Origin of the sequence: Actinomadura napierensis, from assembly GCF_039529375.1 — a bacterium.
Classification (GTDB): Bacteria; Actinomycetota; Actinomycetes; order Streptosporangiales; family Streptosporangiaceae; genus Spirillospora; species Spirillospora napierensis.
On record NZ_BAAAMR010000032.1, the window covers coordinates 65,716 to 89,564 of the forward strand.

Sequence of the window (23,849 nt, forward strand, 5' to 3'; positions counted from 1 at the left end):
GCCTGACGATATTTGAGTTGGGCTGGGTGAAGGCGTAGACGGAAGTTCCGTAGAAACCACCAGGCCATCGAGGAATGAGTACGCCGACACAAATGCGACGCACCCAGCTATTACTGCCAGTGCGATCCTTTGGGTATGTGATGCGTTACTGCCAAGGAATGTCAGGAATCCGCCGACCAAGCCAACTACAGCGGAGCCGACCAGCAGCGTCATGAGACGAGGGCTAATTCCGTCATTAGTAGCGGCGGTGAGCATGGTCGAAGCCAGAGTTGACATGGAAAATCCTTCGGTAGGTAGCCGGTTCGGGTCGATGAACGCCCGACTTCCGCGCAGGCGCATGACTGCGGTCGGGATTTTGTTGCACGGCCGAGAACATCCACCTTACTTGAGGCGAACAGTTGGTTGAGAAGTGGACCGAATTCGGCCGCAAAGGGACATGCAGAGACCGGGTCCTACCTGTCGAGATCTCCTTCACCTGCCTAGGTGCTTCTATAAACCTCCAAAATAAAGGGTGGGGTTCGTGTTCTTTGGCCCATATGAAACGGATGCCTTACGACTCGCGCCCGACCGGGAATCCGTGCTGAATGGACATTACGAGCAGTGTGCCATCACCCGGAATCTGGCCCGGGCGCTCATATAGACTCCACCATGGAAGGGCCTCGGTGCAAGTGCGGATCACATATTGGCTTGAAGAGGACATGGTGTGGCGCTTTGGTTGCGTTTGCGTCGTTCGGCACTATTTCGCCCTCTTTGACGTGTCAAAGTTCTACCCTTGACATCCCCGCCGAGCGATGCATACACTGCGCCAAGTGTGGTTCGCCTTGGTGAGTCACGACCTGGCCCGGATGTGCTTTCTAGCCTGAAGGTTGGGTACTGCCCCTCGGCTCTGCGTGCTCGCATGTAGGGTCGCGTTCGATGGCCGATTGTCGGAAGCTCTGATGGGGCCACGGCGTTAGCGTGCCTAAAAGAATACCGAAAGCCACAGCAGCGAGCCGAAGTGACAAGGTCGATCCGCGTCGATGGACGAAAGGCAACGGGCGCAACCATGGAGGTCCCCCCCAGCGAAGACGGTCGACTTCTCGATCACAGCGAGCAACTGGAGAAGCTCGAACGGTCTCTCAAAGATGCGCTGGCCGTTGTGCAGGCCACGCCGAGAGTGGATCTGAAACCACAGGACTGGCTGGAGACCGCAGCCAAAGTCGGGACGCATCTCGCCGAATCACGCGATGCTCTCGCTAAAGTTCGCCAAGATGTCGTAGGCGGAGCCAGTGCAGCGCTCCTGCTGTACCTCCGTGGGCATCCTGGGGAGGCGATCTTGCCGCAACAACTTGAAGGCGTCGCAGCCATCCGTGCGTGGGCGCGGCGCATCCGTGACCTCCGCCAGTTCGGCTGGGAGATCGACACCATCGGCTCCGGAGCGGAGGCCTTCTACAGGCTGACCGCTTCTCATCTGGATGAATCCGTTGCTTCTAGTGAAGAGACCATCGAGTCCGTTGGCGGCACGGACCCCGCGGACAGGTTGATTGAATACCTTCTGCATATCTGTCCTTGGCCGGCGAGCCCACAACAGCTCGAACGTGTCGCCAAGACTCCCACATGGCGTCAAGAACTCCGCGAGCTGATCGATCAGGGGTGGCTGATTCAATCTCATGATGATGCACCTGAAGAGGTTCCGCAAGGCCATTATCGCCTGGCGGACCTAGAGCGATAACGTTTCGAGGACGTCGCTCACGCCGGGCTTTACTACGTCAACCTCCCGAACAGCTTCCTGATCACGAGGAGAAGGAATTTCAGTGGCCAGTGCGAACAAGGTCGAGCGTGCTGTAATCTCCGACTGGTCAGGAGCGGGTGGCCTTGTGACACAGGTCGTCGTAGCCCAGTCTGAAGCTTGCCTTCAGTCTTACGTAGTCAATGAAGATTTGATCGAGGAACATGCGAACATCGAGACATCCATCAGGGAGGGAGGATATGGAGACCGCCAACTGTACGAGCTAATCCAGAACGGTGCTGACGAGCTGCGGAGCACTCGTGACGGACTCATCCACGTTGTGCTTACAGCGGACGCGCTGTACTGCGCAAATCGGGGCAATCCGATCACGCCTGAGGGTGCTCGAACCATTTTGGCGTCGCATCTGTCGCGCAAACGTGGTGCAGAGATCGGGCGTTTCGGCGTTGGATTCAAGTCTGTCCTGAGTGTTTCCGATGAACCGCTCTTCTTCAGTCGCAGTGGTTCTTTTGGGTGGTCCGCAAGTCGGGCTCGGGCGAAAATCTTGGAACGTGTTACAGAGGCGGGTCCTACACCCGTGCTCCGCATCGCGCATCCCCTCGACGCCAGCCGAGAACGCATGGCCGACCCGATACTGAACGAACTGATGTCCTGGGCGGCCACCGTGGTCAAGCTGCCGCTGCGCAACGGTGGGTTGGCTGACCAATTGGCCAGCCAACTGCGGGGTTTCCCGGCTGTGTTCGTTGTCTTCTCCCCGCACGCCGGCCGTGTGATCCTGGAGGATCGCAGGAGCATCTGGTACCGCAAGGAGATTCTTGTGGGAGGTGAAGCTAGCCGCCGATCTCTTCAGGTGATCGAAGACGGTGTCGAAGAGGAACCTCTGGAGTGGTCTGTCTTCGAGGTCAATTCCTCCCTATCCGATGACGCCTGGGCCGACGCAGGCGAGTATCGCAATCGGGTCGAGGTGCCCATCGCGTGGGCTGTCCCTGACTCGGGATGGCATAAGGAGGGGGAATTCTGGGCATTCTTTCCCACCGATTATAGGACCACCTTGAGTGGTGTTCTGAACGCTGCCTGGAAGACCCACGAGGATCGCCGGCACATCCTCCAGGGCAACATCTTCAACGAGGAACTAATGAAGGAGGCCGCTCGCCTGATCGTGGCCTCGCTACCGAGCCTAGCCACACCCGAGGATCCTGCTCGGCCATTGGAACTGATCACCGCGCGGGGACGTGAGGTGCGCAACTGGGCGGACGAGTTGCTCACCGATCTTGTGCGGGTGGAGGCGGCCCGCAACCGCTCGCTGCCTGATCAGAATGGGGTCTTTCAGCATCCCAAGGACCTGCGGATCCATCCGAAAGCACCGTCGACCGATGCCGAGGTCGTGGGACGTTGGAGGACCTGGGTCGAGCGTTGGGCGACCCACCCTGAGCGTCCTGTTGAGTGGTGCCATCCATCAGTTGAGAGAACAGCTACGCGGCGTAATCGTGCCGACGTGCTGATCGCTGGGTCCGAGGGGAGGGTCGCCACAGTCCAGGAGTGGCTGGAGGCCCTGGTCTCCGACGGTTCGGCCGCCGCATCGGCCGTTGCCCTGTCAATCGTGGCAGAGATGGTCGTTGAGGACCACCCTTACAAGGAGCAGGCTCGCAGATCTGCGATCCTGCGAACATCGGACGGACGGCTCGTCCCACCACTGGAGGGAAAGGTCTTTCGGCGTACGTCGATGGATCCCCCAGCGGAGGACATCGTCTATGCGGACCCGGCGTTGGAGGACGACCCTGCTGCCTCTCGGTTCCTTGAGATACTCGGGATCAAAGAAGCAGACGCTTTCGGTCGGTTGTCGGCGGCTGTCTCCGCAGGCTTTGTCGGCTACCGCGGGTCGGACTGGGAACGGCTCTGGCTTCTTGCCCGGCAGACCGGTGTCGAGCGGGCCGTTGAGGTGCTGATCAGCCGAGGTGCGGTTGCGAACCTTAAGGTTCGTACACGCGCCGGAACATACGAACCGCTCAGCAACTGTCTTCTCCCTGGCGCCGTCATCCCCACTGGGAGCCCTGACGACTCGGAGTTCGCGGTGGACGAGGAGTTTCACCACGATGACATGATGATGCTGCGCCGGTTGGGGATGTCGGACACTCCGACTTCTGACGTGGACCCGGTATCGGAGAGGTGGTTCGACGAGTACAGGGCGAACGTTGTCGACACCTACTACAAGACATTGCCGGCTGGTGTTCCTAGGCCACAACAGGGCAAGATCGTGGTCGATGGCCGGAATCCGGCAGGGCATCTTGGTCTTCTGTTCGAACTCACCCCGGCTGCGCGCTCCCGATTCATCCAGAACTTGCCGCCCGACGGCTTGGTGACCACCTGGACCGTCTACGCACTCACTCGTCCCGATGACGAAGCGCTGACCGTTCCGTCACCTCTGGTGTGGGCCGTCGGGAAGAGCGGCAGGCTCGCCACATCGATGGGAATCCGTCGCCCGGCAGACTGCGTCGGCCCTGGCTTGACAGACCATGCTCGCGTCCTTCCGGTCGCCGACGTCGATCCTGGGCTTGCACGTGCTCTCGGCCTCGCCAACACCTTGGAGGAGATTAGAGGAGCCCTGTGGCTATCGCTCCTTAACCAGGCCCTAGAGAGTGAGAGGCACGTCGAACTCGGTGCTTTGTATGCACTCGCCGCCACTCAGCTGAGCTCTCCTGCCGAGATCCGTTGTCAGCAGGGCGAAACCTGGATCGCCTGCCCCCCTGCGGATGCTGTCGCCACTGCGGATCTGACCCTGTACCGGCGGCTCATGGCGCGCGACATCCCGGCTCTGCTCGTACCGACCGCTGACGACGTAGCCCAACTCGTCGAGGAATGGGGGATGAAGACCTTCGACGAGGTTTACATCACTGAGATTCGTGCGACGTGCTCAGGGGAGCCGGCCTCCCTGGAGGATGTGTTCCCGCAGCTGAAATTCGAGCCCGGGCGTCCGCTCCGCGGCCTTAATCTGCTGCGCTGCGACGCCCTGGAGCAACTCGTCCGTACGCCCGCGGGGCAGACTTCGGAACCGATCGACATCGGACGTCGCGACGAGACGATCTACTGGCTGGAACGCGGCGACGACCTGGCACTCCTCAGGGAACTGAACGCGCTGCTCAGGCTGGGACTGTCGGAACAACAGTGTCAGGAAGTCCTCCAACATCGTGAGAACCTCCAACGAGACCGGCAGATCGTCGAGGTCCGCAGACTGTCGGACCTTAGAGACAAACTGGTCGCCATGCTCAGTGGTGACGTCCTCCGGGAACGTCTGCCGTACGGTCTGCTCGACGCCGTCGAAGCCGAGGAGGGTTCGGTCGACGACCGGACTGTCGCCGAACTGGCGCTCGCAGTGTACGGACCGGGTGTTCTGCGCGAGTTCCGCCAGGACTTGGTGGATCGCGGGTTTCCCGTACCGACTCAGATGGCCGGTAACCATCAGGCAAAGACGTTCGTAGCGGATCTGGGGTTCCCTGCAGAGTATGCAGGGTTCCGGCAGCCAGGCCTCGACCCGGTGCTCACTGTGCAGGGCCCCGTAAATTTTCCAGCCTTGCACGAGTACCAGGAACTCATGGTCGGCCGCATTCTGGAGGTGCTCCAGACCCGCCCCGCCCTCCGGGGGATGCTCAGCCTCCCGACGGGGGCGGGTAAGACCCGGGTGGCCGTGGAGGCGATCATCCGTCGCCTCCGATCGCTTTCGCCCGAGGCCGCCTCTATCCCTGTCCTGTGGGTGGCGCAGACGGAAGAGCTGTGCGAACAGGCCGTCCAGACGTGGCGAACGGTGTGGCGTAACACCGGCCCGGCCCAGCAGTTGACGATCAGCAGACTGTGGAGCACGAATGAAGCGGACCCCGTGGAGGAGGGCTACCACCTCGTCATAGCAACCGACGCCAAGCTGGAGAAGATCATTGACGCCGATGAGTACGCGTGGCTACGCGAAACCCAAGCCGTCATCGTGGACGAGGCGCACACTTCGATCAGTCCTCGATACACCCGAGTCTTGGCCGCGCTGGGACTGACGCCACACCGGTCACGGTGCCCCCTGATCGGGTTGACCGCCACACCCTTCCGTGGGACAAACACCGAAGAGTCCGACCGGCTGGTCGCTCGCTATGGCCGTAATCGGTTGGATCACGGCCGGGACGGTACGGAGATTCTGGGTGCCGAGCCGTACGCCACCCTGCAGAAACTGGGTGTGCTCGCTCAGGTCCACCACGAGGAACTGCCGGGCGCCGTGCTCGATCTCAGCGCGGGAGAGCGCCAAGCACTCGAGCAATTGCGTCGATTGCCGCCGTCGGCAGAGCAGCGACTCGGCCACGACGCCATCCGCAACCGAATCCTGATCGACAAGATCCTCGACTTGCCGGACGACTGGCCGATCCTTCTGTTCGCCACGTCCGTCGACCATGCTCGGACCATGGCGGCGCTCCTCACGCGCAAGGGGGTGTCAGCCGCCGCTGTATCGAGCGATACCGACCTCGGCCAGCGCCGTCACGTGATCGAGCAGTTCCGGCTGGGCAGGATTCGCGTCCTGGCCAACTACAACGTCCTGTCCCAGGGCTTCGACGCGCCGGCCACCCGCGCCGTGATCGTCGCTCGGCCGACGTACAGTCCCAACGTCTATCAGCAGATGATCGGCCGAGGCATCCGCGGTCCGTTGAACGGCGGCAAGGAGGAGTGCCTCATCGTCAACGTCGCCGACAACATCGCCAAGTACGGTGAAGAGCTCGCGTTCCGTCAGTTCGAGTACCTTTGGAAGAGCCGATGACCGCCCATCTACAGCTGACGGAGCAGCAGCGGCAGCTCGTCGAGGAACCTGCCGACGCTCGTCTGCTAGTGACGGCCCCCGCGGGCTCCGGCAAGACGTTGTCTCTTGTCCATCGCCTCACCCATCTCATTGAGGAGGAGGAGCTCGAACCGTCCGAGCTCCTGGTTCTGAGCTTCTCCCGTGCAGCGGTCGGCGTGATCCGGAAACGTCTGTCCACCTTCGGTACCGCGGCCGCGCATGTAGACGTTCGGACGTTCGACTCCTACGCGACCTGGCTGCTGTCCGAGGTCGAACCGGACGGTTCCTGGCAGCGCAACGGGTTCGAACCACGGATTCGTGAGGCGACTCGGCTGATCAAGGATGATCCGGACGCCGGAGAACTGGTCGATGAGCTTCGTCATCTCGTCGTCGACGAGGTCCAGGATCTCGTCGGTGAACGCGCCGAGCTCGTGTTGGCGCTACTGGGCAACGGCATCGAGGGCTTCACCCTCCTGGGGGATCCTGCCCAGGGCATCTACGGTTTTCAGCTCGCCGATCCGCAGGAGCGCATGGAGGGCGCTGCCCGGCTCTACGCTGAGGTGCGTGCCCGCTTCGACGACCTTGTCGAGGTCTCGCTCACAGGCAACTTCCGTGCTCGCGAGCCGGAGGCCAAGGCGGCGCTCACGTTCGGCGATGCTTTGGGGCCCGTGGACGCACCCTTCGCTGAGATTCAGCGTGGCCTGCGCAGCGTGCTCATGGCAGGGGACTCTTTGGGAACGATCGACCAGGCAGCTCCCGTCATGGCGCGCATGGAGGGGGCGACCGCGGTGCTATGTCGATCGAATGTTGAAGTCCTGCTGGTCTCACGGCGGCTTCACGAACTCGGTGTCCGGCATCGTCTCCAGCGTCCCGCACAAGACGAGGCCATCTCTTCGTGGGTCGGCTCACTCTACCGCGAACTCGAGACCAAGCAGCCGAAGAAGGACGACGTCCTGAAGGTTCTCAGTGGGGTCGCCCCGGACGCGGAGTCCTCCTGGCAACTCCTTCGACGCATGAACCCCGACCAACATGGTGAGACGCTCGATCTCCCCGCTATACGGAAGCGGTTGGTCCGTGGAAACCTCCCCGTCGAACTCACAGAGCAGGCTTCGCAGGGGCTGGTCGTTTCCACCGTCCACAGAGCGAAGGGCCTCGAATTCGATCAAGTCATCGTCCTAGATCCAGGCGATGCACCAGAGGACGATCCCATCGAGCAGGCAGAGCGTGCTCGACTGCTGTATGTGGCCATGACCCGCCCCCGTGACCTCCTGATCCATGTGAAGCCCATCGCCAAGCTCACCACCGGCCGCCTGCAGCAGCAGTGGGACGGGCGGTGGGTCGAAGTGGGCTTCAAGCCCGGGCGTCAACTCGGGGTGGAAATCCGATCGGAGGACGTGAACTCGGAGGAGCCGCCGGGCACGATCGGCTTCGAGGAGGATTCTCAGAAGATCCAGAACTACATGGCGAGCTCCGTGCGAGATGGTGATCTCGTTACGCTCGTTCAGCTTCCGGTCGTCTCTTCAGAGGGTTTAAACACCTATGCCGTGGATCACGAAGGTCAGCGCATCGGTGTGACCTCGGAGTCCTTCGCCAGAGCACTGAGGACTCTTCTGCCCGGCAGGAACCGCAGAATGCCCCCTCGGATCAAGGATCTTCGAGTGGACGCCGTGGAAACCGTCATCGGTCGTGAAGCCGTGGGTCTCAACGCCGGCCTCGGCTGGTCAGGCGTTTGGCTTCGACCACGGATCGTGGGTCTGGGCCGTTTCGACTGGGCTGGAGGAGAGCAGTCGTGAATTTCGACAAGCACTATGCCTTCCGTCGCGAGTTGGTCACTCAATTGGAACGGGACCTGATCGGCCCGACCGATGGAATCGAAGAAGTGATCACCGACCCCCCTATCACCAAGTACGCTGCCGGGATCCTTTTTCCGCGATCCCAGGACAGCGTCACCGACGCGAACGCGTTGGACGAAGAGCCGGAGAACAGGCACCCGAGCGACGTTCCCGACCCGGCCGTGACCATGGCCAACGTGCGCTATCCGTCCTCCATGGGAATGACCTTTTCCGTGAATGTCACGGACACTGAATCGATCTTGGTCGAGGTGGAGGCCGCCCGCTATGTGGTAGACGTCCCTCGTGAAGGTCGTCGGAGTCGCACCAGTTCCGTGGCGGGGGAATCGTGGCGGCGCATGGACCTCGCGATAGAGCCTCGGACCATCAATGTCTCGGAGGCCGGTCAGCAGCGGATTGAGGTGGCCGACAAGCTCGAACTGTTCGTTCGAGTACGGCCAGTGAACTCCGAAGGAGTCTCGGCTGTCACGCTGGCTCTGCTCAACCGGTTCGAATCGCCGCCCAATACCGGTGACCGGGACGCGATGGCCTTCTTTCAGCCGCGCATCACGGTACGGTCCGTGGACGGATCGTCGCCCTTCGTGGAGCGGCCGTCGCTCGGTTCCGCGGACACGGACGAGGAACTGAACGCCTACAGACTTCTCTACCGCCACGCGCCCAACTTCGCGACCGGCCACGGCTGTGCGGTGGAGTGGGAGCCCATTGAGGTCGCCGTTAACGATATGGCCTCGGCTCCAAGAACCCGGTGGATCCGAACGACGTTCGTGCCAACCTACGATCTCCGGTTGGCCGACTCCAACCTTGAGATCGATGTGGCTCGACTCGGGATGCATCGCCTTGCGACCGCATCCGACGCCGAGGTCATCGCCGCGCTCAAGGCTCTGACAGCGGGTTATCGCGCATGGATTCAGCGCAGGAGTGAACAAGTCCAGAGCATCTCTGCCGAGAACCTGCGCAAAACGGCCGTCGAACACTTGGAACGCTGCACGGAAGCCTGCGATCGCATGGACGCGGGGATCGAACTCCTGGCAAGCCCCACGGACACTCTCCCCATGGAGGCGTTCCGACTCGCGAACCAGGCCATGGCCATGCAGCGTGCTCGTACGGACTGGCTGAGGTCCTCGGATCGGGAGTCCGCATCGCCTGACGAGGGCGAGGCCACTTGGCGTCCGTTCCAGATCGCTTTCATGCTCCTTTCCCTCCGGGGAATCGCGGACCGAGGATCCCAGGACCGTGACATCGCCGATGTGCTGTGGTTCCCCACCGGTGGTGGCAAGACCGAGGCGTACCTGGGCTTGATCGCCTTCGCCACCTTCCTCAGGCGGTTCCGTGACCCGCATAATGGGGACGGGGTCACCGTCCTGATGCGGTACACGCTTCGCCTGCTGACGGTCCAACAGTTCGAGCGCGCCGCCCTCCTCATGTGCTGTATGGAATGGCTGCGCAGGGAGGCGGCCGGCCGCCTCGGTCAAAGCGAGATAGCCATCGGGATGTGGGTCGGTCGTGGATCCACGCCCAACACGCTGGACGAGGCCAAGCGCTCCCTGCGGAAGCTGGCCAAGGGCGAGGAGGTACAGGAGGAGAACCCGGTCCAGGTCCGGTCCTGCTGCTGGTGCGGTACAGCTCTCGATCACGGCTACTACAAGATCTCAAACGACCGACTGGTGATCGCCTGCGGTACGGCGGGCTGCGACTTCTCAGACGGCCTTCCGGTCCACGTCGTCGATGAGACCATCTACGCCGTACGTCCGACTTTGATTATCGCCACGGTGGACAAGTTCGCCGGGCTCCCGTGGAAGCCGGAGATCGGTAATCTCTTCAACCACTACAGTTCCGAACCGCCGCCCGAACTGATCATTCAAGATGAGTTGCACCTCATCTCCGGCCCGCTGGGCACTCTGGCCGGCCTCTACGAGACGGCCGTCGATCTGGTCGGCGACCGACCCAAGATCGTCGCCTCCACGGCCACGATCCGTCGTGCGGTCGATCAGGGTCTTGCGTTGTTCGACCGACGGGTGGAGCAGTTTCCTCCGCCAGGGCTGGACGCGCGAGACTCCTATTTCTCCGTCGAGACGCCGCCGTCGCGGAAGGCGAGCAGGCTCTATGTGGGTCTCATGGCGCCGGCCACAAGCCAGACGAGCCTGATGGTGCGAACGTACGCGGCCCTGCTCCATCACGCCCAGGCCATCGATGAGGACGACGCAATCCGCGACGCCTATTGGACGCTGCTGGGGTATTTCAACAGCCTTCGGCTTCTCGCCGGCGCCAAACTCCAGGTCCAGGACGACGTAAATGACCGTCTCGATCTCCTCAGCGAGAGCCTCGGCCAGAAGCGACGAGACATCGGCCGTGACATCGAGCTGACCAGCCGCGAGCCGTCAAGCGCCATCCCCGGCCACCTTCAGGACATGGCCACGCCGTACCCGGACGCCCTCGGCGTGATCCTCGCAACCAACATGATCTCCGTCGGTGTCGATGTGGACCGTCTCGGCCTGATGGTCGTGATGGGACAACCTCAGTCCACCTCCGAGTACATCCAGGCGACCAGTCGGGTCGGCCGGAAATGGCCTGGACTTGTGGTCACCCTGTTCAATGGGGCACGGTCCCGGGATCGCTCGCATTACGAGAACTTCACTTCGTATCATTCCGCTCTGTACCGGCAGGTCGAGGCGACCAGCGTGACCCCGTTTTCTGCGCGGGCCCGTGACCGCGGTCTGCACGCCGCTATCGTGGGGCTGGCGCGATTGATGATTCCCATCGCCCGCCCTAAGGAGGCCGCCGCGTCCATCGCCGACTTTGAAGGTGAACTCAACGGGATCTGTGAGCGGATCCTGGATCGGGTGGGGCGGGTCGCCGGCCAGACGGAGCGGGACATGACGGATCAGCAGATCAAAGAGATCATCGCGCTGTGGCGCGAGGCGGCCGATGAGAACCCGGCCCTCACCTACGGCACATACCGGCAGCCCGGGCTCCTGGTCGACGCCGGTCGCTGGGACGAGTCGGACGATGCGACCGCCTCATCGTTCGCAACGTTGTGGAGTCTGCGAGATGTCGATGTCGAGTCGACCATCTACCTGGATAGAGGTGTGCGGTGAAGGGGAGGCCCATTGGGGGCGTACGGCGGGCTCAACTCATCACGACCTATGGGGTCGGTTCCCTGATAGCGGTCGACAGCGAGTCGTTCATGGTGGCCGGGCTCGACCGGTGGCCGGAGCTCGGCCCCTTCGACCAGACCATCAATGAGCGGAGGTTGGAACGAAAATTCGGGGTGAGCTGCTTTCGGCTTCCCCCGGCGTCCGACAGTGACAAGTACGGAGACATTCCGGTTATTCGCTTCCCTGAAGTCCAGTCCTGCCCGGGCTGCAACCGACTGGCGAGAGCGAAGTTCTTCGGCGTGACCCGCGGTCCCGCCAAGTGCAGGGAGTGCGATCGTGAGCTGGTGCCGTCCCGGTTCGTCGTCTGCTGCGCCGCAGGTCACATCGACGACTTCCCCTACTTTCGCTGGCTTCACAAGGGCGGCGACTCCAAAGGAGACGACTCCCGGCGGCACGAACTGAGGCTCAAGGCCATCGGACGTAGCGCCTCTCTCGGAGACATCGAGATCTCTTGTTCATGCGGCGTACGCTCGGTCACCATGGAGGGCGCACTGAGTAAGGGTGCCCTGAAAGGCGTCAGCGACTGCACGGGACGCCGCCCCTGGCTTGGCAACATTCCTGCGGAACATTGTGAAGAGCTGCCCCGGGCGATGCAACGAGGTGCTTCTGGCGTCTGGTTCTCTGATGTGGACTCCGCGCTTTCGATCCCGCCTTGGTCTGAAGGCGTTCAGCAGCTGGTGAACCGCTACTGGAAATCCCTCAAAAAAGCGCCGGATCTACGTGACCGTCTTGAAGAGCTTGAGCTGGACAATCATCGGCTGTTCAGCATCGAAGAAATTATTCAAGCCGTTGAGCGACGTCGTCAGGAGGATGCCGGCCTTACGGATACCTCTGAGGCGGCACTGAGATTTGACGAGTATCAAGCGTTGACCAGAACCACCGAAGAGAGGCCCGGGAAGCAAGATTTCGTATGCGTGCCTTGGCCAGATGAAAGCGCAGCAGAACTCGCCATCGACACAGTGATGCGCGTGAAACGGCTGCGTGAGGTACGGGTTCTCAAAGGGTTCACCCGCCTCGCCGCTCCCAGTCCGGCGAACTCCAAGCAGCAGGCGTCGCTCTACTCTCCTGAGAACCGACCTGACTGGCTGCCTGCCATCGAAGTCATCGGAGAAGGAGTCTTCCTTCGCTTGGATCCCACTCGACTCGCCGCTTGGGAATCACGTCTCCAGGTTCTAGAGCGCGTAGCTCCCATCAGTTCTGCCTACCGGGATCGTTTCACGCGGTTCGACCTGGTTCCGGACCGTGAGATCGCGCCACGGCTAGTCATGATTCATACTCTGGCTCATGCCATCATCAATGAGTGGAGTCTGGACTCGGGATACCCTGCGGCGTCCTTGCGTGAACGCCTCTATGTGTCTGAAGAAATGTCCGGCCTTCTAGTTTATACGGCCACCAGCGACTCTGCTGGCAGTTTGGGCGGGATCGTAGCCCAGGTCGAGTCAGGGAACCTTGCATCCTCTGTACGCAGGGCAATCGACCGAATGTCTTGGTGCTCTGCCGACCCCCTGTGCATCGAGTCGGACACGAGCGGTGTCGACAACTTGAACCGTGCCGCTTGCCACTCGTGTGTTCTTCTACCGGAAACGAGTTGCGAGGAGTTCAACACTCTTCTCGATCGCGCCCTTCTGTGCGGCATTCCAGAGGATCCCGGTCTCGGGTTCTTCACCCTCGATTAGGAAGGGTTTAGTCCTGCGGATTTTGCTCGGTTCCGGGCCAGTGTCGCGCCAGGTGTGGGCGGACTCTCCGGTGATGCGGCGGCTCAAGAGGTCGATCGCCTGCATCTGGCTCTTTTCGTCCGCCGCCAGGACCAGGGCATTGTCGGGCGGGTTCAGGTACAGGCCGACCGCGTCGCGGACCTTGTCGACGAACTGCGGATCGGTGGACAGGTCTGCACGGTGCGCGGTTTGAGGCCGAACGCCCGCCGGATCCGCGAGATCGCCGACTGCGACATTCCGGTCACGGCCGCGGTCGACCGCGTCGACCGGTGCGTATCGGCACCGGGCGTCTCCTTCAACGTCGCGGTGACCACCCACTCGACCTGCCCATGAGTGATCAGGCGGGGCCGGCCCGGTCGTGGCTCGTCAGTCAGGCCGTCCAGTCGGTCGGCCGGGAACCGCGACCGCCATCCTGACACCGTGTTCCGCGAGGTCCCGGCCTGCTCGGCCACCCGGGCGATCGTGGCGCCGTAGGCGCACAGCAGCACGATCCGCCCCCGCAACGCCAAAGCCTGCGAGGTCTTGCGGCGGCGCACCCACCCGGTCAGCACTGACCGTTCCTCTGAACTGTCAATGCCGCCGAGCGCGCACCTGTTCGGCGACCCGGGCGGCCGCCCTTGCCGGCTCTTCATGCTCCCAGATTCGGATCACCAGCCACCCTTTCTCGGCGAGAAGCTGATCTGTTTCGCGGTCGCGCTCGCGGTTCCGGCGCACCTTTTCGGCCCAGTAGGCGGCGTTCGTAGCGGATCTGGTGTGATGCTCGGGACATCCGTGCCAGAAGCAGCCGTCCATGAACACGGCCACCTTCGCCCTGGTGAATAGCATGTCGGCCGTCCGCCGGATCGTCGGCAGAGGCCGAGCGGAGACCTTGTATCGGAGGCCGAGCGCGTGCGCGGCCCTGCGAAGAGCCAGCTCCGGCTTGGTGTCGCGGCTCTTGTTGCTTTGCATGCTTTTGCGGACGCCAGGACTGGAAGCCTGCGTCGGTCGGGCTGCTGGCATGAGTTCAACCCTATGGCCAATCTCACCGGGGCGAACTGGGCGGATTTAACCAGTCGTCGCAACACCTGATGTGGAGGAGGGGGTTGTGGCGCAAGGAAGGGCTCGTGCGGCGCTGCGGGCGGGTCGGCCGCCGCTGCGGTCGCCGGGTTGGCCGCCGGTCAATCGGCGGTTGGAGCAGCAGCGCTTCTGGCGGAAGATCGCCGAGGGGCTGACCAGTGAGGACGCCGCTGTAGCGTCCGGCGTGTCGGCGGTGCTGGGCACATGGTGGTTTCGTCAGGGTGGCGGGATGCCGCCGATCAGCCTGGACCCGCCATCGGGCCGCTACTTGTCGTTCGCCGAGCGCGAGGAGGTCGCCGTGCTGCACGCCCAGGAACGCGGAGTGCGCGCCATCACACGCTGCCTGGGCAGGCGCCGTCGGTGATCTCGCGGGAACTGCGGCGCAACGGAAGCGTGAGTTGACGGCGTGTCTACGGACCGGCCGGGCGCTGTGGGTGCCCCGGGCCTGCACACGAGGCCGCGGCTGCATGTTCGTCACCGACCAGTTGATGATTAGCCAGCGACCGGCCGAGGCCGACGACCGGGCGGTGCCCTGGCACTGGGAAGGCGCCTTGATCATCGGGTTGAACAGGTCGGCGATCGGCACTCTCGTCGAGCGCACCACCCGCTACACCATGCTGTTGCGTCTGCCGCCCATGGACGGCCACGGCGCCGAACGGCGGACCAAGAACGGTCCGCTGCTGGCCGGACACGGCGTCCAGGCGGTGCGCGAGGCGATCGCCGATACGCTCACCACCTGGTCCGAGCGGCTACGCCGATCGCTGACCTGGGACCAGGGCTCGGAGATGGCCCAGCACGCCCAGCTGCGTCTCGACACCGGTGCTGTGGTCAACTTCGCCGACCCGCACAGCCCGTGGCAGCGCGGCACCAACGAGTACACAAATGGCCTGCTACGCCAGTCCTTCCCTTGGGCACCGACCTGGGCCGGCACACCCAGGATGAGCTGGACGCCGTCGTCGCCGCGCTCAACAGTCGCCCTCGCAAAACACTGGGATGGCACTCTCCCGCCGAAGCCTTCAGGGAGCATCTATGCTCACCGAAAGGCAGTGTTGCGACGACTCCTTGCACCTGGGCAGGGGCAGAGAGCCATAGAACCTCCGGGGAGGCCCGATGGAGATCAACACCGATGGTGTTGTACCGGAGATCGTCATCACCCAGAGCCGATACCTCGCGGGTGTAGAGGTGATCGAGATCCCTGGGCTCGGTTACTGGGCTTCGCGTGAATCTGCTCAGGAGGCGCTGGATAAGCTGGCTCGTGGCGTTTGCCCCATGAGCCACGAGATCGACCTCGACTTTGAGCCTCGCCACTGCCGGATATGCGGCCAGCTTGAGCACGCGGTCGGTACCTCTGAGCTGGCCGAACCGGACGGTTGAACCAGGGGCGTGACCGAACTGGACGCTCGGGCCCGGACTGAGGTCACCCGGTCCGGGTGCTTGACGGCGATCGAGCGCCCGCGGTCAGTGATCTCGACGATGCCGCGTCGAGGCTGCGCGATCAGGCCGGCCTGCTTCAGGTAGCCGATGCTCCAACCCACGCGGTTCTTGACGAGCGGGTCACCACTCGGTAGCAGCTCGGAGAGATCCTCGGCGGACAGATCGATCATTTCGATGACTTGTGCCAGGATCTCCTTGCGGCTGAGGGCCCGTCCGCCTGCGAGCACCCGCAGTACGGGGGCCATCGGGGTCTGGTAGCCCGGCACAGCCACAGTCATACCTCCCCAGCCGAGCCTGCGAGTACCTTGACTCTGTTGTCACCACGCGATACGGAGCGTAGGCCGTGAGATGGGGGTCGTAGGCCTGTTTGACTCCCTACCGTCGGACAAGGGTGGGGCCACTGCTTGTGCGGAGGCTGGAGAGTGTCTGGCCTGCGCGATAACCCCAAGAGCCCTGTCGTTAAAGGTCGAAGAGGCCGCGCCTGGTCTGCTCCATGAAGGCAGACCAAACGGTTGTGGTGAACGCGAGGCTAGGACCGTCGGGGTTCTTGCTGGTGCGGCGGGGACCGGGTCGGACGTCTCGTCCAGGGGCCCGCGCCGCCCGCCGGTGATCTCGGCTGGCCCCCTTAAGCACCGCGATCGCGCCTGAATTGGCCGAGCCGCTGGCAGAGATTGCCAAGACTTGACGCCCGCAGCCCCGCGCTTTCTCGGTGCGGCCGGCGGATCGTGCCTTGTCCGGTCGGGCATGCGGCGCTGCTCGCCGCAGCCTCCCGGAGAGATCCCGGTAAAGGACGGGCTGGCGTTCCTGACCGAACCGTGGCGATGGCGGCCGGCCAAAATCAGCCGCTCGGCGGTGCTTAAGGGGGCACGGGGATCGGGTGGCCGTCACGGGTCATCCAGCGCATGAACCACACACCGTCGAACCCGAACCGCTCAACGAGCAGCGGCAACACCGGCCCTGCCGGACGGCGCAGAATGGTCCCGCTGACCGTCTGGCTGTGCTCGGATCCTCACGGCGAAGAACCGCGTCCTGGACCGAGTGCCCGCTCGACCAAGGCGAAGTCCGGCACCGCGATCTGCGTATTTCACCGCCAGAGCGTCGGGCGGGAACTGGCCCGACACCTGATCAGCACCTGCACCCACGAAGGCGACCTGGTCGCCGAGGGCTTCACCACCAGCGAGGCCGCACTGGTGGCGGCGGCCGAACTCGACCGGCGCGGCATCGCGCTGGTCCCGCACTTCCCGCTCGCCCAGCACATCGGCACCCGGCTCCGCGCCACCCTGGACCAGCAGCAGTTGGCGCGGGTGCAGATGCGTCCGGTCCGGCCCGACCAGATGGCCAGGGGACTGGCCGACCATCTCGGCGATGTCTCGTTGGTGATCGCCGCTCCACCGCCATATGAGACGGGCGGCCACAACCCGAGGCGGGGTCCGGGAACGGGCTGCCCGGCGTGCCGGGCGGACCTGTGGATGCTCTCCAGCGAGCAGCTCGGACTTTTCCTGGCCGCGGCGTGGCGGGTGCTGGCTCCCGGCGGCGTCCTGGCGGTCACCACGACCGCCCGCCAGCAGGCCGGGCGGCTGATCGATCCCGCGCCGCGCATCATCCGGCACGCCCAGCGCCTGGGATTCCGGTACGCCCAGCACGTCATCGCACTGCGCGTTCCGGTCGAGGGCGATGCCCTGGTCGTGCAGGCCGGCCCCACGGACCTCGCCCAACTTCCCGACTCTCGCTCAGGCGCACTGCCGCCCACGGTCGCCGTCCACGCCACGGTCTCCCTTTTTTGTAAGCCGCCGAGTCCAGAAGGCACCGGCGGCTCGCCCAGTGGGAGGGCTCGATGAACCACGACGAGCTCTCCCGTTGCGAGTTCCTGGCGTCGGTGCTGGTGACCGGGCAGCGGCCGTCCAGGCTGCAGCGCCAGGGCCGCTACACGTCCGAGTCGATGCGGCACCCCGGCAAGATGCTGCCCGCCATCGCCGCCACGGTCATCGACGCCTTTACCCGCCCTGGCGACCTGGTGGTGGATCCGATGTGCGGGATCGGCACCACCCTGGTCGAAGCGATCCACCTCGGCCGGAACGCCGCCGGCATGGAGTACGAACCCGACTTCGTCCACCTCACCGTGAACAACCTGCGCCACGCCCAGGCCCAAGGAGCCACCGGCACGCCTCAAGCCGCCTGCGGCGACGCCCGCAACATTGCCACCGTCTACCGGGGCCTTCACGACAAGGCGGCGCTCGTGCTCACCTCGCCGCCTTATGGCTCCCAGACCCACGGACACATCCGCTCTGGCCGGGACAACGGCGGCGGCAAGATCCACAAGAGCAACCACCGCTACTCCACCGACCGAGGCAACCTCGCCCACCAGCCCCTACCCGGCCTCCTGGACGGCTTCGGCCACATCCTCGCCAACAGTGCCAGCCTGCTGCGGCCCGGCGGCATCGTCGCCATCACCGTCCGCCCGATCCGCATCAAAGGTGAACTCCTCGACCTGCCCGGGCAGGTCATCGACACCGCGCAGCAGCACGGCCTGGCCCTTATCGGTCGCTACGCCGCGCTGCTGGCCGGACTCCGTAACGGTGTCCTGGTCAACCGGGCGTCGTTCTTCCAGATGCTCGAGACTCGCCGCGCCCGCGAACGCGGCATCCCCGCATGCGCGTCCGCCCACGAGGACCTCCTCCTTCTCCAACGAGTCACCGACCTGCCGGGGAGCCACAAGTGACCCCTCAGCGACACGGCCGAACTCTGAAGACAGACCGAGTTCTGGAGTTGCTGGCCTGGCTCCAACTGGGCCTGTGCGGCCGTTGCGGGCGCGCTCGCTACGAGAGCCGCCGCAGCGCCCGCCGCGCCGCCCGCATTGCCGCACCCGGCATCCGCCTGCGCGCCTACCAATGCGGAGACGCCTGGCACCTGACCACGCCCGCGGGCCGCCCACGGTTCATCGCGCCGCCCGTCACGCTCTCTGGAACCCGGACGAGGGCCGGCCTTGACCTCCGTGGGCGAGGCAAGCGTTCATACCGGAACCGCCGCCGACCGGCCACCGACCGCGCGGGCGGACAGTGACCGAGACCGGCAAGGGGCAGCCGCGCCAGGCCGTGCCGGACGAGCCTCGAAGGCTCGCCACCGGCGCGGCCGGTCGCGGCGGTAGGCGCGGGCAGGAGATGGCACCACGGTTCGTCTGGACCGTGGCCGCCGCTGAAGGTGACGTTGCCGAAGCGCTGGAACGCGCTCAGACAGAGGCGATCATGGAGGTACTGGAATGGGCGCGGACCAATCGGGCCCGATTCCGATCGGGATCATCGGATCAGGCTCCCGGACGACCCGACGGCGACGGCTGACCGGTCCCGGAACCGGGCGCAACGCCCTCGGGCCGCTCCGGCTCGCCTTCGCGGGCCGGACCTCGACCGAGGATCAGCAGGACCCGACCCTCTCGATCCCGAGGCAGCTCAACAACTGCAGGACGGCTCTTCCCGATCAGGCTGTGATCGTTGCGCACTTCTACGACGTCGAGTCGGGCAGGAAGAAACTGGCGGCGCGCGGCCGTGGGCACGGGCACGAGCGGATGGCGATTCCCGTGCCCCGAGACGGTGGAATCCAGGATCTTCTGGAGGAGGCTTCGCGGTCCGACCGCAGATTCGATGCCGTCATTTGCGAGTCGATCGACCGCATCTCTCGGCGGACCTATATCGGCACGCTGATTGAGAACACCCTCGAAGAAGCCGGAGTGCTCCTGTTCGCAGCTGATGAGCCGATCGTGCTCAACGGAAAACGTGCCTCGCAGGTGCTGACGAGGCGCGTGAAGCAGGGGGTCGCCGAGTGGTACGTCCTGGAGTTGCTGGAAAAATCGTGGGGCGGCTTCGAAGCCCACACCGACCAGGGCTACAACGTGGGTAAGCCGCCCTACGGTTTCAAGCCGGAAAAGATCCCGCATCCGGTTCCTGCGAAAAGGGCTGAGGGGGCGTCGAAGCACACCCTCGTCCCTGACCCTGTGCAGGCGGCGGTCGTCGTGCGGGTCTTTGACCTGCGGGTCGGCGAGCGTATGGGGTACTCGGCGATCGCCGATCGCCTCAACAGGGACCTGATGGCCAACCCGGCTCCGGTGCCCGTGGACCCGTCCCGCGCGGCGGGCCGATGGACGGGGTCCTCGGTGCGTGATGTCCTGGTGAATCCCAAGAACACGGGCTACATGGTCTGGAACCGCCGGGCCAGCAAGACTGACGGTGGGCGGCACAACCCGCCGGAGGTATGGGTGTGGTCCAGTAAGCCGACGCACGAGGCGCTGATCAGCGTCGAGACGTTCGTCGCCGCCCAGCAGATCACGGCCGGCCGGGAACGCTCGCGAAGCACACCGGGCAAGAACGCCGCCGATCCGGCCGCGTGCCGTGCGTACTGCTTCCGCTCCTATCTCAAATGCGGGATCTGCGGGAGACGCATGTTCGGCAAGACCCGGCGCGGCGTCGCCTATTACGCCTGCCAGCCGCCCGCCGCCTACAGGGCCGAGGGCCATCCCAAAAGCCTGTGGGTGCAGGAAGAGAAGCTCCTCAAAGGTGTCGGCGACTTCTTTTCCCTCAACATCTTTACGAGAAGCCGCAAGGCGCGGCTGGAAAGCGGCCTACTCAAGGCCCAATACACGAGGACGCGAGAGTGGGAGTCGAAGGCCGAAGCATTGCGTCAGGCGATCGACGACATCGAGGCGCGAAGGACTCGCCTGGTCCGCAAACTCGAACTCCTCGAAGACGGCGACGGTGACCTGATGCGCGACATCCGTCAACGCTCGGCGGCGCTCTCGGCCGAGCGGAACGCGAAGCTCGACGAGCTGGCGGCGCACGAGAGGCAACGTCCGGTCCGCTCCTGCCCCGAACTGCTCGACCTGATCTCTGTAGGCGAGGTGGACCTGACCGGCGCTCCCGAGCCGGTGCTCCGGCGGCTTTTCGAGGCGTTCCGGCTGGAGATCAGCTACGACAAGCGGAGCGGTATCGCCGACTGCAAGGTGACGCTCACCGGTGCTGCGATCGACCAACAGGGCAGGATCGCTGCGGATGTCGTGGCGGAAGCCCGGACGGGGGGCGGCGGGGCCGCCCCTGTTTCCCGTCTGTATGGCGCCTCCGGCAGGATTCGAACCTGCGACACCCGCTTTAGGAGAGCGGTGCTCTATCCCCTGAGCTACGGAGGCGTGTCGTCGCTTGCCGGAAGAGCGTAGCGGACGGCACCTACAGGGTAAGGGAAGGGGTGTACTGGGCGCTCCCCGTTATGGGGGGCGGGAGTGCCCAAGAGAGTGCCAAAGGGCCGCGGGAGACGGGGTGCGCGCGCTCTAGGCCGGGTGGGGCCGGTGTGGGTACGCTTCGGTGCCGTGACGGGTCGGCATCGCGGGCAGCCGAAGGACCGGGAGACCGGTGAGGCCGCGGAGGAGCGCGCGCCTCGGCGGAGGCGGATCTCGGTGATCGCGGGGGCCTTCCTGCTGCCCGTCGTGCTGGCGACCGTGGTGGCGCTCTCGCTGCGCGAGGAGCCCGTGGACGGGCCGGACGGCGCGGTGACGCCGACGCCGAAGGCCGTGCAGACCTCGCCGTCGGGCGAGCCGACGTTCGGGCAGTACGTGCCGCCGGCGAGCAGGCCGCAGGCCGAGACGAAGGCGCCCGAGCGGGCCGCCGAGCCGTCGGCGGCGCCGACGAGGAGGCCGGCGCCGTCGCCGACGCGGCCGCCTGAGACCCGGCCGACCTGCCCGTGGTCGGATCTGCCGTTCCTCGATCAGTGGTGCCATCGCCATCGTCACATGGGCCGCTGAGGCGGTTACGCCCGGTTCACCGGTGAACCTGTAGTAGCGTTCTGCCGCTGTTCGCATTCGGGCATCAGGAGGAAAACCACCGTGCCGAACCCCCGGTCGGCTGCGCTGGCCGCGGCCGTCCTGGTGATGGCGACGCTCGTGCCGCAGGGTGCCGGCAGGGCGGCCGATGGCGGGGACGACGTGAAGTCGCTGCGCGAGGCCGCCGCGAAGGCCCGTGACGAACTCGAGTCGGCCACCAAGCAGATGGAAGGCCGCCAGAAGGACCTCGCGGCCTCGCAGAGCAAGCTGAAGGCGACGCTGAAGGACCTCGCGGACGCCGAGGCGCAGCTCAACGCGATCCGGCAGCCGCTGGCGCGGCTGGCGAACTCCTCCTACCAGCAGCCCGGCGCCGCCGGGTCGATGGCGGTGTTCGGCGGAGGGAACCCGGAGGAGGCGCTGCGCGCCACCGCGGACGTCAGCATGCTCGCCAAGTCGCAGCAGGAGCTTGTGGACCGTGCCGACGCGCTGCAGCGGCGCAAGCAGCAGCTCGCGTCCACCGCGCAGGACCTGCAGTCGCGCAGCGCGATCGCGCAGACGCGCGTGCAGCAGGACATCGACGGGCTCAAGCAGCGGTCCGCTCAGCTGACCGACCAGCTGAACGCGATGCTGAAGAAGCTGCCGGCGGGCAAGCGGCTGGAGCTCGGGTGCGACAAGAGCCTCGCCGCCGACGCCAAGAAGTTCCCCAACGGGCTGATCCCACAGAAGTACCTGTGCCCGCTGCCGCAGAAGGGCCGCGAGCTGCGCGCGGACGCGGCGCTGGCCTTCTACAAGCTGAACGCCGCGTACAAGGCCCACTTCGGCCGCGACATGTGCCTGACGGACTCCTACCGGAGCCTGGCCGAGCAGCAGTCGGTCTACGCGAGGCGACCGGGCTTCGCGGCCGTGCCGGGCACCAGCAACCACGGCAAGGGCCAGGCCATCGACGTCTGCGGCGGTGTGCAGAACCAGGGCTCGGTGCAGTTCAACTGGCTGAAGGCCAACTCGAAGAAGTACGGGTGGTTCCACCCGGCCTGGGCCTACAGCAACCCGTTCGAGCCCTGGCACTGGGAGTACGGCACCGAGAGCCAGTACTGACGCGTCAGGGCGTCTTCACCAGCGGGACGATCTCGGAGGTGCAGAACCGGCAGCGCCGCGCCTTGATCGGGATGTCGGCGAGGCACTCGGGGCACTCGCGCTCGGTGGCCTCCTTCCCGCGGTCCATCCGCTCGATCAGCTTCGTGGTCGGCAGCACGACGAGGAAGTACACGATCGCCGAGGTGATGACGAAGGCGATCGCCGAGGTGACGAAGATCCCGTACGGGAACCTGGTGCCCTCGATCGTCACCGACAGGCGGGTGTAGTCGGGCTTGCCGCCGATCAGCGCGATCAGCGGGGTGATGAAGGAGTTCGCGAAGTCCTTGACCAGCGAGGCGAACGCGGCGCCGACGACGAACGCGACGGCGAGCTCGACGAGGTTTCCGCGGATGAGGAACTTCTTGAATCCACCCATGTGTGCTCCAGGGGGTCGGTGAGGCGCGTCCCGTCGGACGCCCTCCTGCGGCGATCGGCTCTGGGCGCTCGGGGGAGGGGCGCGACCGGTCCGCGCCGTGTTCGCCCTGATAGGACGGTTTGTAACTCCCTCGTGCGCAATGTCACTCGTGCTCGGTCCGGCGGTACCGGGCCGGAACGGCTACGGATGGTAATGAAAGCTCACCCCTTGCGCCAAGTCGGTGTCGCGGAGGAACGAGGATCCGGAGCCGTCGATACCGGGGCGGCCGGGCTGGTCGCCTTCGTCCTCGCTCAGGCGGCGGGTGATCGAGCCCGAACGTCTTGGCGGCCGGATCGGATGTCGGATGCGGGTCGTTTAGGAGCCGGTGATGGTGATGGAGAGGGCGGAGCCCGCGCCGGCGAGCGCCTGGGCCTGTGCGCGGTCGGTCGCGAGCACCACCAGGGCGCCCTCCTGGCCGCTCTCGTCGTGCTGCCGGGGGACGGTCACCACGGGGACGCCGGACACGACCACGCGGGCCTCGCCCCACCGGTCGTCCTCGCGAGGCATGTCGGGGCCGGCGGACGGCGGGCCGGCCAGCACGTCGACGCGGTCGCCGGAATGCAGGAGGCGGGCGCTGCCGGCGTCGGCGATCCGCACGGGCGCGGCGACCGTGCCGGAGCCGTAGCCGCGCAGGAGGCCGTCGCCGACCAGGCGGGCGTCGGTGAGCGCCTCGCCCAGCCGCATCGGCCCGGCGAGGACGCGCCCGGCCGCGCCGGAGCGCACCGCGCCCGCCGGGACGGCCGGGGGCGGCAGGTCGAGGGCG

The 23,849-nt window shown here is 65.1% G+C and carries 16 protein-coding genes, 1 tRNA gene and 3 pseudogenes; 12 read left to right on the forward strand and 8 right to left on the reverse strand.

The window, feature by feature from the left end:
- Window positions 1-997: 997 nt before the first annotated feature.
- The 6 genes and pseudogenes from ABD296_RS19595 (at window position 998) to ABD296_RS19615 (ending at window position 13,211) form a co-directional block, all read left to right on the forward strand.
- Entirely contained in the window at window positions 998-1,711 is a 714-nt protein-coding gene (locus tag ABD296_RS19595) for a hypothetical protein (protein ID WP_344268741.1), read from the forward strand.
- A 145-nt stretch (window positions 1,712-1,856) separates the two neighbouring features.
- Window positions 1,857-2,201: pseudogene (locus tag ABD296_RS50605) on the forward strand (sacsin N-terminal ATP-binding-like domain-containing protein); the annotation flags it as partial.
- A 144-nt stretch (window positions 2,202-2,345) separates the two neighbouring features.
- Window positions 2,346-6,512: a DEAD/DEAH box helicase gene (locus tag ABD296_RS19600; RefSeq protein WP_344268744.1), complete on the forward strand. Its 4,167-nt coding sequence runs from the start codon at window positions 2,346-2,348 to the stop codon at window positions 6,510-6,512.
- A complete protein-coding gene (locus tag ABD296_RS19605) occupies window positions 6,509-8,323 on the forward strand; it encodes a UvrD-helicase domain-containing protein (protein WP_344268747.1) in 1,815 nt (604 codons plus the stop codon). The genes ABD296_RS19600 and ABD296_RS19605 overlap by 4 nt, the downstream gene beginning before the upstream one ends.
- Window positions 8,320-11,475, forward strand: coding sequence for a helicase-related protein (locus ABD296_RS19610; RefSeq protein ID WP_344268750.1), 3,156 nt, complete (start codon window positions 8,320-8,322; stop codon window positions 11,473-11,475). Before ABD296_RS19605 ends, ABD296_RS19610 begins: the two co-directional genes overlap by 4 nt.
- Window positions 11,472-13,211, forward strand: a complete 1,740-nt coding sequence (locus ABD296_RS19615) for a DUF1998 domain-containing protein (protein ID WP_344268753.1) — start codon at window positions 11,472-11,474, stop codon at window positions 13,209-13,211. The genes ABD296_RS19610 and ABD296_RS19615 overlap by 4 nt, the downstream gene beginning before the upstream one ends.
- Window positions 13,212-13,363: 152 nt before the next feature.
- On the opposite strand, the gene ABD296_RS50610 is transcribed toward ABD296_RS19615, so the two are convergent.
- On the reverse strand, window positions 13,364-13,882 hold the full coding sequence (locus ABD296_RS50610) for a helix-turn-helix domain-containing protein (RefSeq protein ID WP_407061488.1): 519 nt from the start codon (window positions 13,880-13,882) through the stop codon (window positions 13,364-13,366).
- Entirely contained in the window at window positions 13,821-14,249 is a 429-nt protein-coding gene (locus ABD296_RS19625) for a very short patch repair endonuclease (protein ID WP_344268759.1), read from the reverse strand. Before ABD296_RS19625 ends, ABD296_RS50610 begins: the two co-directional genes overlap by 62 nt.
- Before the next feature lie 85 nt (window positions 14,250-14,334).
- Between ABD296_RS19625 and ABD296_RS19630 the strand changes: the two are divergent.
- A pseudogene (locus ABD296_RS19630) lies at window positions 14,335-15,366 on the forward strand (IS30 family transposase); the annotation flags it as partial.
- 169 nt (window positions 15,367-15,535) lie between these two features.
- Here the strand turns inward: ABD296_RS19630 and ABD296_RS19635 are convergent.
- Window positions 15,536-15,985 carry a winged helix-turn-helix domain-containing protein gene (locus ABD296_RS19635; protein ID WP_344268762.1) on the reverse strand — a complete coding sequence of 150 codons (450 nt, stop codon included), beginning with the start codon at window positions 15,983-15,985 and terminating at the stop codon, window positions 15,536-15,538.
- A 214-nt stretch (window positions 15,986-16,199) separates the two neighbouring features.
- Window positions 16,200-16,628 (reverse strand): DUF397 domain-containing protein, encoded by a 429-nt coding sequence (locus tag ABD296_RS50615; RefSeq protein ID WP_407061489.1) that lies wholly within the window; start codon window positions 16,626-16,628, stop codon window positions 16,200-16,202.
- Between the two features lie 14 nt (window positions 16,629-16,642).
- Between ABD296_RS50615 and ABD296_RS19640 the strand changes: the two genes are divergently transcribed.
- The 3 genes and pseudogenes from ABD296_RS19640 to ABD296_RS50620 all read left to right on the forward strand — a co-directional run.
- Window positions 16,643-17,578 (forward strand): hypothetical protein, encoded by a 936-nt coding sequence (locus tag ABD296_RS19640; protein WP_344268765.1) that lies wholly within the window; start codon window positions 16,643-16,645, stop codon window positions 17,576-17,578.
- The gene (locus tag ABD296_RS19645; RefSeq protein WP_344268768.1) at window positions 17,575-18,459 is read left to right on the forward strand and encodes a TRM11 family SAM-dependent methyltransferase; all 885 of its coding nucleotides are present in this window, start codon (window positions 17,575-17,577) and stop codon (window positions 18,457-18,459) included. The genes ABD296_RS19640 and ABD296_RS19645 overlap by 4 nt, the downstream gene beginning before the upstream one ends.
- Window positions 18,460-19,299: 840 nt before the next feature.
- Window positions 19,300-20,052 (forward strand): annotated as a pseudogene (locus ABD296_RS50620) (recombinase family protein); the annotation flags it as partial.
- 297 nt (window positions 20,053-20,349) lie between these two features.
- On the opposite strand, the gene ABD296_RS19655 reads toward ABD296_RS50620, so the two are convergent.
- Together ABD296_RS19655 and ABD296_RS19660 are read right to left on the reverse strand one after the other, a co-directional pair.
- Window positions 20,350-20,757, reverse strand: coding sequence for a hypothetical protein (locus tag ABD296_RS19655; RefSeq protein ID WP_344268774.1), 408 nt, complete (start codon window positions 20,755-20,757; stop codon window positions 20,350-20,352).
- Window positions 20,758-20,834: 77 nt separating this feature from the next.
- Window positions 20,835-20,910 (reverse strand) — tRNA-Arg (locus tag ABD296_RS19660).
- Between the two features lie 177 nt (window positions 20,911-21,087).
- On the opposite strand from ABD296_RS19660, the gene ABD296_RS19665 reads away from it, so the two are divergent.
- Window positions 21,088-21,519, forward strand: coding sequence for a hypothetical protein (locus tag ABD296_RS19665; protein WP_344268777.1), 432 nt, complete (start codon window positions 21,088-21,090; stop codon window positions 21,517-21,519).
- Between the two features lie 81 nt (window positions 21,520-21,600).
- Window positions 21,601-22,632: a D-alanyl-D-alanine carboxypeptidase family protein gene (locus ABD296_RS19670; RefSeq protein WP_344268780.1), complete on the forward strand. Its 1,032-nt coding sequence runs from the start codon at window positions 21,601-21,603 to the stop codon at window positions 22,630-22,632.
- A 4-nt stretch (window positions 22,633-22,636) separates the two neighbouring features.
- Here the strand turns inward: ABD296_RS19670 and mscL are convergent, their stop codons facing one another.
- Together mscL and ABD296_RS19680 are read right to left on the reverse strand one after the other, a co-directional pair.
- Window positions 22,637-23,047 carry a large conductance mechanosensitive channel protein MscL gene (gene mscL / locus ABD296_RS19675; RefSeq protein WP_344268783.1) on the reverse strand — a complete coding sequence of 137 codons (411 nt, stop codon included), beginning with the start codon at window positions 23,045-23,047 and terminating at the stop codon, window positions 22,637-22,639.
- Window positions 23,048-23,401: 354 nt separating this feature from the next.
- Window positions 23,402-23,849: RcpC/CpaB family pilus assembly protein (locus ABD296_RS19680; protein ID WP_344268786.1), on the reverse strand; the 448-nt coding region annotated here is incomplete at its 5' end.